The organism is Bradyrhizobium sp. USDA 3397, from assembly GCF_054060965.1.
The window spans coordinates 2,131,478-2,140,457 of record NZ_JBSSDS010000001.1 but is presented as its reverse complement, the minus strand read 5'-3'; the positions used below and the strand labels follow the sequence as shown (position 1 = coordinate 2,140,457).

The window sequence follows — 8,980 nt, the reverse complement described above, 5'->3', positions numbered from 1 at the left end:
AGAGTCCCACCTGGCGGCGCAGAAGAGGCGGTACAAAACCTCCAGCACTGCGCGGACTTTGGCTCGCGATGCTGTAGTATATCGTTCGGCCGTCCCGCCTCGGTTTGACCAGACTCAATGCGCGCATCATTTCCGAGATGCTGGAATAGTGCCGCCATGGTATTTGCGCCCAACGCAAGGGCGCTCTCGCTCGGGAGAGGTCATGGTCACGACGTCTTTTATGCCGATCGCGTCGCTCGTTGGCGGTGCGATGATTGGCCTCGCGGCCGTTCTGCTGATGTGGGCAACGGGGCGGATTGCCGGCGTCAGCGGCATCGCTGCGCGGCTGTTTCCGCCCTATGAGGATCGCGAATTCGCCGGGCGCCTCGCCTTCGTCGCCGGTCTCGCTGCTGCGCCCGTGCTGGTGCGGCTCGTCACCGGAGGTCTGCCGGAGCAGACGATCGCGGCGGGGCCGGCCCTCCTGATCATCGGCGGAATGCTGACGGGTTTCGGTTCGGTGTGGGGCAGCGGCTGCACCTCGGGCCACGGCGTTTGCGGCCTGTCGCGGCTGTCGGTGCGCTCCCTGGTTGCGACCATCACCTTCATGGCCGCCGGCATGGCGACCGTGTTCTTGATGCGGCACTGGAGCTGACGGCGATGGCAATCCTGGTTCAATTCGCGATCGGGCTGATCTTCGGTCTCGGCCTCATTGTCTCCGGCATGTCGGACCCAGCGAAAGTGCTGAACTTCCTGGACGTCGCCGGCATTCCGGCAGGGACATGGGATGCAAGCCTCGCCTTCGTGATGGCGGGCGCGGTGGCCGTGACCTTCGTCGGCTTCAGCCGCGTTCTCAAGCTTCCGCGTCCATTCTTCGCTGATCGCTTCTATTTGCCGACTCGGCGAGACATCGATCCCAGGATCGTCGCAGGTCCTGCGATCTTCGGTGTCGGCTGGGGCTTGGTGGGCTTTTGCCCGGGGCCGGCGCTGACCGCGCTCGGATTTGGCTCGCTCTCCGCCGTCATCTTCGTCTTGGCGATGTGCGCCGGCATGGTGCTCGCCCGCTTCATCGCTCAGCTGCCGTCATCGACGCGCTACGTCATGCCGGCCGATCCACTCGAAACCTGAAGTCACGGACCGGGCAAATAGTCTCGCCCGGTCCCCGACCATCAAGCCTTCATCGCTTACCAGCGGTCGTCCACACCGACGCCGACGCTGACGCCGGGCGCGCGAATGCCGACGCCGGCGCGCGGGCCGTCGTCGTAGTGGCGATGATAGGTCCGGCGCTCGTAATAGCGATCGCGCGGCATGTAGTTATAGGAATCGCGCACGATCACGCGCGAACCGCCGCGAGTGCGATAGCAGCGGCCGTCCTCGTCGCAGACGAGTCGCACCTGCTGCACGAGATCCGGATTGGTGTATTCGCTGCTCGTATAGATATCGGAAGCCTTGGCCCCCGAGGCGGCGGCCAAGGCACCCACGCCTGCTAACAGCGCAATAGTCAACGTCCTCATCATGTCCTCCTCGAAACTGCCCTCGGCGGTAACAAGAAGGGGAGGCGGTGATCGTTCCCGGTCGCGGTACTGGTTTTTCCCGGAACCCTGTCGTTAAGGCGGGTTCCTAGATCGGCTCGTAAGTCTCGGTGCCGCAGATGTCGTCGGCGTCGGCGCGCCGGCGGTCCACGACCTTGCCGGCGTTGATCGTCACGACGTAGGTCTGGGCGCCGAGCGACGTGCCGGTCGCCGAGGTGAGCTGCGCGCGGACGCACGCCGTCCAGCCCGGTCCTCGCAGCTCACGATGCGGCGGGGCGACGTGAACCTCACGCGGATAGGACGTTGCGAGAAAGACGACGTCGATCTGTTCGCGCAGCACGCGCTTGACGTCGGGCGGCGCTTCCGGCGGCGGCTGCTCGGCCTCCTTCATGCGCATGAACTCCGGCACCGGTGCGCGGCTGTCGGCAAAGCCGCAGGCACCGAGCGCAAGCGCGCCGACGAGCAGCGCCGCATGAGCAATGATCCGCAACATCCGTGAAGGTCCCCTGCGGGCCAACAGATAGGCACGATTGCGATCCGACGAAGTCGCGGCCGATCAAGATTTGCTGAAGTCTTGGAACCTGCGACATTGCTATTCCGCGATTGCGGGCTAGTTTCTACCCCAGAGGCGGGGGATTGCTGTGGTGAGCATATTGGTGATCGCGGGCGCCGTGTTGGTGCTGACGCCGCCGAAATGACGTGAGCGGATGGTGCGGACCTGCCTCTTGGTTTCGGCGAGGCGCCGTCGCTCCTGTCGCACACGATCTGTTGCGGTTTCATCTTCGATCGCGCGCGTGGTCGCTAGGCTCGTGATTGCGAGTCGCGGGCCGGCGCCGCCGCATCTAAGCAATCGTGATCGTGTTGTGCATGCGATGCGAACCTTCGTTCACATCGCGCCCGCTATTGCACGAAAGCGAGGCCGACGCGCTTGTCGCTGCGCCAAACTGTGCGACAATGCCGTACGAAATCGTCGCACGCGATCGAGAGCGTGACCGATGGCGGCAACATGACGGGAGTGTCGAGGTCGATCGCCGCGCCGCCCGCCGACATGTTGCGCACCGTGCAAGCAATGCCGCCGTTTTCAAAGGTGATCTTTCCACCCTTGAAAACACGGTGACGTTGCGATGTGCGCTTCTCAATCATCCGCGTTAGTCCTGCCGATGAGTAGGAAGTAGTGCAGAGAAATTACGTTGAACTAAACTCAATACTGGCGCTACTTGCACGGCGTTTCAGACTTTGTTTACGACGTTGGAGCGGCGAGCCGCTCCCACGAACCTGCCCAAAGAGCCAAGAGCCCACACAAGTGCCTTTCCTTTATGGCGCGACGCGCCGATGGAGATATTGATGAAGACTTCGCTTTCGATTTTGTTCGCCGCAGCGCTCTCGCTGGCCTCGATGCCCGCCCACGCCGTCAAGTGGGACCTCTCGACCATGACCTGCAAGCAGTTCCTCGAGAGCGGCGAGGACAACATCGGCGTCGTGCTAACCTGGATGGAGGGCTGGTACAAGGGCGACGAGGACAACGCGATCATCGACACCGACGTCTTCATCGAGAATGCCAAGAAGTTCGGCGCCTATTGCGGAAAGAATCCGACCGTCAGCGTCGTCACTGCGGCCGACGAGATCCTCGGCAAGTGACATTCCCGGCGCAATGACGGCAAGCGCGATCGCGCTTGCTGTCCCGACACGATTTCCATCGAGAGCCGGGCCAAGCCTTGCGCTTCGCGCGGCTCTCTTGTTTTCAGGGCGCGTTCACCCCGGCAGCATTGCGAACGCGCTCGACACCATCGCGGCCGGCTTGCCGTCGGCGGCCGAGAGCAGCGTGACGCGGCCAAAGCTCATTGTGCGCCCGAGCCGCACCACGCGCGCGTCCGCCAGCACGTCGGACGCGGCGATCGCGCGCATGAAATGCGTGGTCTGATCGACCGTGGTCATGGGACGGTAGCCGCGATTGGCCGCGAGGATCGCGATCACCATCGCGGTATCGGCGAGCGCCATCAGGGCCTGGCCGCAGACCACGCCGCCATTGCGGCACAGCCGCTCCGAAAACGGCATGCGCAGCAGCGCGCCGGGCTGCCAATCGGGGACGTCTGCGGGCGGCACATGCTCGATGCGCTCGACCGCAAGGTTGAGATCCTGGACCCAGGGCGCAAAGACCTCGCCGAGGATGCGACTGGCGTCGGCGGGGCCGAACTCGGCTTCTGGCTGCATTTGCATTGCTGTCGCGCTCTCCTGTGTTGCCGGATGTTTCGCCGCATTGTGCGCATCGCCGAGGCAAAGTCACCCGGTCTCGCGCCGGCCGCCTCGGCTTGAAAATGCCTGACTTGGCCCGATATGATGCCTCGCTTGGGTAGGGGTGGATGATGTTGCGTCGGTGTGTCCTCGTCTTTTGCATGGGCCTGCTCGGTCTCGCGCTGAGCGGGTGCACCAAATGCGGTCCGATCTGGGACGATTGGCTGCAGGCGCCCAAATCATGCCGATCGGATCGGCACTAGCGGCCACCGGGTCGTGACCGGGCTGACGAGGATGACACGGCGCGCAGCGATCCGCGCCTCATGGAAGACTTAAGGAGTGGATGATGAAGCTTTTCCGTTTGGCCGCGGTGCTGGCCGTGCTGGCGGGACCTGCCTACGCGCAAATGCCCAACATCAATTTGATGCAGGATGCCCCGAGCAAGTCGCCGGAGGAGAAGGCCATCGAGGCCGAGCGTGAGAAGGCCTACAAGGAAACGCTGAAGAAGATTCCGGATTCCAAGCCGTCCAGCGATCCCTGGGGCGGCATGCGCGCCGAACAGCCGAAGCAGCCGGCGGCGCCGAAGGCGTCGGCCGCAACCAGTGCGCCGAAGAAGACCAAGAGCGGGACGGCCGCCAACTGATCCGTTCCGGGGAGGCACAACGCTCCTCGGAAGGACTCCTCTTGATCCGGCCGGCGCCCTACATTGTCCGTAGCGTAGTGCGCAGAGGAAGGCAGGACATGGCCGATCGTCCGCAGGATCTCGCCGAGCGGATGGCGCGCCGGCGCAAGGCCGCCGGCAAGTCCGGCCAGTCCGCCGGCGACGGCTATCTGCGCGAGACCTTCACGCTGCCGCGGGCGGCGGCGCGGGAGCGGGCGCAGGCCTTCTTCGCCCGCTACCCCAAGGCCGGCTATATGAGCGAGGTCGAGACCTGGCGCGAATTGCCCGGCGGCGATATCGAGTTCACCATGCGTCGGCTGCCCAGCGCCGACTGACGCGCGCTATGACGCAGAAGGCGAAACGGTTCAGGCCGTCTTTCGCCCGATCGCCTTCAGCTCGCGGTCGATGCGCAGCTGCACGCGCCGGATCGCCAGCAGATCGATCCTGGTCTCGGTCTTGCCGGTCTTGATCCGGTCGCCGATGCGGAACTGCCACTGCCAGATTCCGGGAATCGCCGTCTTGGCGATGGTGAACTCGACGCCCCTGTGATTCATGGTCACCTCCCACGATTCACCCTTGTGCCTGCAAACATGTTGGTCGTCGCAATATTCCGCAGGCAAGAAAAATGTCGCCCGCGGCCTCCGTGGTTCTCCGACCATGAACAAAGTTCCTGGAGCCGGCCGGGGTGCATCCGGCGGTCCCGCAGCGCGGTTCCAATCGAAGCGCCGGATCCGCTCGACGGCATGTGCCTTGCTTGCGTGATCCCCGGGCAAGCAACCATGGGCGCTTCATGCTCGGCATTCCCCGCCGCTACTCGCATTTCGTCTTCGGCATCATCCAATCCGGGCTGACCTCGCTGATCGCGGCGGGAGTGGCCAGCTTTCCCGCAGGCAGCCCGATGCTCTTCGTGCGGCACTGGATGGTGTCCTGGTTGATCGCATGGGCCGCGATGCTGCCGGTCGTGCTGCTGGCGGCGCCCGCGATCCGCGCCTTCTCGCTGCGCCTGACCCAGGAGGAGCGGGAGCCCCGCGCCGGCCGGTAGCCGGGCGAACCATAGCCGGCTGGCTGGCGAAAGCAGGCGCGCGAGCGAAAGGCCGCACACTGGCCCCGTACCGGTCCCAATTTCGACATCCGTCCGCACCACTGCGGACACACCCGTCGGCAAGATTTTATCCGTTCGGCGCAGCCATGGGGGAAACGTGGCGCGCCGGAAACGGGGTGGCATCATATGGATAACGTAGAGCGGTCATTCGCCGCCGCGACGGCGGCTGGCTTCGTCGTGCTGGTGATAGGCCTGGTTCTGCTGGCGGTGCTGTAGCAGGCGCGCTGCTGCGGACGGAATTGACGTGCCGGGCCGTCCCATCGACGGTGCCGGCGCGCCTTGCCTCTCAAAAGTGGCAAAACAACCCCATGCACAGTAGGTCCTGGCGATTTCATCGCTTCGCCAATGGCTCGCTGGTAGTATTTAGCTACCCGGTGCATCTGCGGTCGCGGCGCCCCGACCGGCGATGCCGATCGGAGGTTCCGGCCAAGGACCGGAGCGGAGTGCCGCATCGCGGGCGGGCCAGGCCCGCTCCGGAGGGCGGTCCTGGCAGTGCTTAATGAACCTTGATCTCGTTCAGCGGCAGACGGAGCTCGGCGGCGCGCTCTTCGCGGTCCTTCTTGCGGAACTCGTTTTCCTTGCGCTCGAACTTCACCATCTCCTCGTGCGCCGCGTCCAGCAGCGGCTTTCGCCTGAGCGTATCGTGCTGCGTGTCGTTGTTCGTCATGATCAGAGGTCCCCAAAAGTTGCGGTCCCATCCCCACAGAAGGCCCGAGACCGCCAAAAGGTTCGGTGCCGTAGGATTACGGAAACATGACGGCGGCCCAGTCGCGCGTCGTTGATCCCGGTCATGTTCGCTTCGAGGAACCCGGCGCAGGCCCGGCTATTTCGGCGGCTGCAGCCCTGGCGATTTGACCCAATCGTTCAGATGATTGGCAACGTCGGCCTGGCGCGCCTTCTTGAGCAGCGCGTCCCGCTCCGGCCCCGGAGGTAGCTTGGACGCCTGCTCGCGGAGCTGCTTCACCCATGCCGACAGCCGGTCCTGAAGGGTCAGTTGCTGCTTGAAACGTCGTCGCTTCAACATGGCGCGCTCTTTCCGTGCCAGGAGGCGGGAGCGCGAGGTCAGCGGTCTCATCACCGAAGTGGCCACGGTCCGCGCGGTGATGATGCATTAGGATCCAGAAATGGATCCGCGTCTGTTCAGTTGTGCACTCAGTGCGGACGGCGTGACGATCCAGCATGGCAGGTTCGACCAGCTCCGTTGTCTCCTGGTCCAGTTAGAAAGACAAAATCCGCAAAAGAACATATTGCGAACTGAGAACAAATGAGGTACATTGCTTTTATCGCCGAGCTGCCTCGCAACTGTTTGTCCCTCACGCGAATCCTCGCCATAAGGAGCACGACCCAATGTCCGCAACTGCCCTGCGTATCGTCGAAGGATCCTCCATGGACAAGAGTAAAGCTCTGGCCGCCGCGCTCTCCCAGATCGAGCGGCAGTTCGGCAAGGGCTCGGTGATGAAGCTCGGCAAGAACGACCGCTCCATGGACATCGAGGCGGTGTCCTCCGGCTCGCTCGGGCTCGATATCGCGCTCGGCATCGGCGGTCTGCCCAAGGGACGCATCGTCGAGATCTACGGGCCGGAATCCTCCGGCAAGACCACGCTGGCGCTGCATACGGTGGCGGAAGCGCAGAAGAAGGGCGGCATCTGCGCCTTCATCGACGCCGAGCACGCGCTCGATCCGGTCTATGCCCGCAAGCTCGGCGTCAACATCGACGAGCTCCTGATCTCGCAGCCCGACACCGGCGAGCAGGCGCTGGAGATCTGCGACACCCTGGTGCGCTCGGGCGCGGTCGACGTTCTCGTGGTCGATTCGGTGGCGGCGCTGGTGCCGAAGGCCGAGCTCGAGGGTGAGATGGGCGATGCGCTGCCGGGTCTTCAGGCGCGGTTGATGAGCCAGGCGCTGCGCAAGCTGACGGCCTCCATCAACAAGTCCAACACCATGGTGATCTTCATCAACCAGATCCGCATGAAGATCGGTGTGATGTACGGCTCGCCGGAAACGACCACCGGCGGCAATGCGCTGAAATTCTACGCTTCCGTCCGCCTCGACATCCGCCGCATCGGTGCGATCAAGGAGCGCGACGAGGTGGTCGGCAACACCACGCGCGTCAAGGTGGTCAAGAACAAGCTGGCGCCGCCATTCAAGCAGGTCGAGTTCGACATCATGTACGGCGAGGGCGTCTCCAAGATGGGCGAGATCCTCGATCTCGGCGTCAAGGCCGGCATCGTCGAGAAGTCCGGCGCCTGGTTCTCCTATGACAGCCAGCGCCTCGGCCAGGGCCGCGAGAATGCCAAGGCGTTCCTGAAGGGCAACCCCGACATCACCGCCAAGATCGAGACCGCGATCCGGCAGAATTCCGGCCTGATCGCCGAGCAGATCCTCGCCGGCACGCCGGAGCGCGACGCCGACGGCGAGGAGCCGGCGGACGAGTAAGCCTTAACGCGAAGAGCTTTTCGCGAGGAGCGGGCACTGAGGACGTTGAGTTGCCGACGTCTTCGGTGCCCGTTTCGTTTGTGCGTTGCGTTGATCAGGTGGTGCGATGAAGCGGCTGATCTTGACGACAGATTCATCCGCCGCCGGCGCGATACAGCGGGCGGGCCTCGCCGACCTCGTCATGGCGATCGAGCGCCGGCTTGTTTGGGGATCGCTGCCGTCCACCGCGGAACTCGATGCATTCTGGCGCCTCGAAGGCTCGGGCTCTCACGGGCTGATCGAGCTGTTCTTAGAGTATGACACGGTCGAACTGTGGATGGAGCCAGAGCCAAATGCGCAATTGATCTTGCTCTGGCTGCTCGACCATTGCGGCAGCGATAGAGCGGCAGCCTCCAAACTCGTGATGCGTCCGCTGGACATCGCCGTGAGCGGTCTCGGTCCCGAGGGCCTCGCGAAGCTGAACCCGCCGCTGGTCAGGCTCACGCAAGATCACGTTGGCCTGGCGGGTCGCGCGTGGCGAGCTTATCGTGCGCCGACGCCACAGGCCTGGTTCGGCCTGCTCGAAACGGACTTGCGCCTGCTTCCGAAGCTCGAGCATTGCGTCGTCGCCCTGCTCGAAGAGCTTCCAAACGTGACCAGTGGCCTTGGCGCCACGGAAATGCGGATGCTGGAATCAATCGCGCCGGGTGGGGTGCAGCCCTATGACGTCTTCCCGGGATATCAGAAGCCTAACGAGCGTCGCGTCTTCGACTACTGGGAGGTGGGGGCGTTGCTCGATGGACTTGCGCGCTGCCCGGTGCCGGCCGTATCCGGCCTGGAGGAGGGACCGTTCACGCTCGACATGCATGATGATGCCCTCCGTCATGCACGATACAAGCAATCCCGCTTGTCGCTCACGGATCTCGGCAAGGCGATCCTCGCAGGAGACGAGGACTTCTGCCGCCATAATCCGCTTCGGCGCTGGTGGGGCGGCACCCTTCTCGCCAACGAACGGCTTTGGCGCTGGGATGACGAACGCCGGTTGTTGGTTGCGCCCTAGAG

At 64.1% G+C, this 8,980-nt stretch carries 15 protein-coding genes; 8 read left to right on the top strand and 7 right to left on the bottom strand.

The window, feature by feature from the left end; translation table 11 throughout:
- Positions 1-202: 202 nt before the first annotated feature.
- Both ACVWYQ_RS10215 and ACVWYQ_RS10210 read left to right on the top strand, forming a co-directional pair.
- Positions 203-631, top strand: coding sequence for a YeeE/YedE family protein (locus ACVWYQ_RS10215; protein WP_271545028.1), 429 nt, complete (start codon positions 203-205; stop codon positions 629-631).
- Between the two features lie 5 nt (positions 632-636).
- Positions 637-1,104 carry a DUF6691 family protein gene (locus ACVWYQ_RS10210; RefSeq protein WP_271545026.1) on the top strand — a complete coding sequence of 156 codons (468 nt, stop codon included), beginning with the start codon at positions 637-639 and terminating at the stop codon, positions 1,102-1,104.
- 56 nt (positions 1,105-1,160) lie between these two features.
- Here ACVWYQ_RS10210 and ACVWYQ_RS10205 read toward each other — a convergent pair whose 3' ends face one another.
- The 3 genes from ACVWYQ_RS10205 to ACVWYQ_RS10195 form a co-directional block, all read right to left on the bottom strand.
- Entirely contained in the window at positions 1,161-1,493 is a 333-nt protein-coding gene (locus ACVWYQ_RS10205) for a hypothetical protein (RefSeq protein WP_042336798.1), read from the bottom strand.
- A gap of 103 nt (positions 1,494-1,596) precedes the next feature.
- Entirely contained in the window at positions 1,597-2,001 is a 405-nt protein-coding gene (locus ACVWYQ_RS10200) for a hypothetical protein (RefSeq protein WP_157280773.1), read from the bottom strand.
- Between the two features lie 407 nt (positions 2,002-2,408).
- Complete coding sequence (locus tag ACVWYQ_RS10195; protein ID WP_404539828.1) at positions 2,409-2,651, bottom strand: PilZ domain-containing protein; 243 nt, start codon at positions 2,649-2,651, stop codon at positions 2,409-2,411.
- A gap of 201 nt (positions 2,652-2,852) precedes the next feature.
- Between ACVWYQ_RS10195 and ACVWYQ_RS10190 the strand changes: the two genes are divergently transcribed.
- The gene (locus ACVWYQ_RS10190; RefSeq protein WP_404539831.1) at positions 2,853-3,146 is read left to right on the top strand and encodes an HdeA family protein; all 294 of its coding nucleotides are present in this window, start codon (positions 2,853-2,855) and stop codon (positions 3,144-3,146) included.
- A gap of 114 nt (positions 3,147-3,260) precedes the next feature.
- Here ACVWYQ_RS10190 and ACVWYQ_RS10185 read toward each other — a convergent pair whose 3' ends face one another.
- A complete protein-coding gene (locus ACVWYQ_RS10185; protein ID WP_271545016.1) occupies positions 3,261-3,725 on the bottom strand; it encodes a PaaI family thioesterase in 465 nt (154 codons plus the stop codon).
- Positions 3,726-4,086: 361 nt separating this feature from the next.
- Here ACVWYQ_RS10185 and ACVWYQ_RS10180 point away from each other — a divergent pair, with 361 nt between their 5' ends.
- Both ACVWYQ_RS10180 and ACVWYQ_RS10175 read left to right on the top strand, forming a co-directional pair.
- Complete coding sequence (locus ACVWYQ_RS10180; protein ID WP_109145724.1) at positions 4,087-4,383, top strand: hypothetical protein; 297 nt, start codon at positions 4,087-4,089, stop codon at positions 4,381-4,383.
- Positions 4,384-4,481: 98 nt separating this feature from the next.
- The gene (locus ACVWYQ_RS10175; RefSeq protein ID WP_271545014.1) at positions 4,482-4,736 is read left to right on the top strand and encodes a hypothetical protein; all 255 of its coding nucleotides are present in this window, start codon (positions 4,482-4,484) and stop codon (positions 4,734-4,736) included.
- Between the two features lie 30 nt (positions 4,737-4,766).
- Here the strand turns inward: ACVWYQ_RS10175 and ACVWYQ_RS10170 are convergent, their stop codons facing one another.
- Entirely contained in the window at positions 4,767-4,955 is a 189-nt protein-coding gene (locus tag ACVWYQ_RS10170; RefSeq protein WP_109143203.1) for a hypothetical protein, read from the bottom strand.
- Positions 4,956-5,191: 236 nt separating this feature from the next.
- Between ACVWYQ_RS10170 and ACVWYQ_RS10165 the strand changes: the two genes are divergently transcribed.
- On the top strand, positions 5,192-5,443 hold the full coding sequence (locus ACVWYQ_RS10165; protein WP_271545012.1) for a DUF2798 domain-containing protein: 252 nt from the start codon (positions 5,192-5,194) through the stop codon (positions 5,441-5,443).
- Positions 5,444-5,999: 556 nt separating this feature from the next.
- On the opposite strand, the gene ACVWYQ_RS10160 is transcribed toward ACVWYQ_RS10165, so the two are convergent.
- On the bottom strand, positions 6,000-6,170 hold the full coding sequence (locus ACVWYQ_RS10160) for a hypothetical protein (RefSeq protein ID WP_225114240.1): 171 nt from the start codon (positions 6,168-6,170) through the stop codon (positions 6,000-6,002).
- Between the two features lie 156 nt (positions 6,171-6,326).
- On the bottom strand, positions 6,327-6,527 hold the full coding sequence (locus tag ACVWYQ_RS10155; RefSeq protein ID WP_404539836.1) for a hypothetical protein: 201 nt from the start codon (positions 6,525-6,527) through the stop codon (positions 6,327-6,329).
- 323 nt (positions 6,528-6,850) lie between these two features.
- On the opposite strand from ACVWYQ_RS10155, the gene recA reads away from it, so the two are divergent.
- Both recA and ACVWYQ_RS10145 read left to right on the top strand, forming a co-directional pair.
- Complete coding sequence (gene recA / locus ACVWYQ_RS10150) at positions 6,851-7,939, top strand: recombinase RecA (protein ID WP_027577058.1); 1,089 nt, start codon at positions 6,851-6,853, stop codon at positions 7,937-7,939.
- A 106-nt stretch (positions 7,940-8,045) separates the two neighbouring features.
- The gene (locus ACVWYQ_RS10145; protein ID WP_404539839.1) at positions 8,046-8,978 is read left to right on the top strand and encodes a hypothetical protein; all 933 of its coding nucleotides are present in this window, start codon (positions 8,046-8,048) and stop codon (positions 8,976-8,978) included.
- Positions 8,979-8,980: the final 2 nt, after the last annotated feature.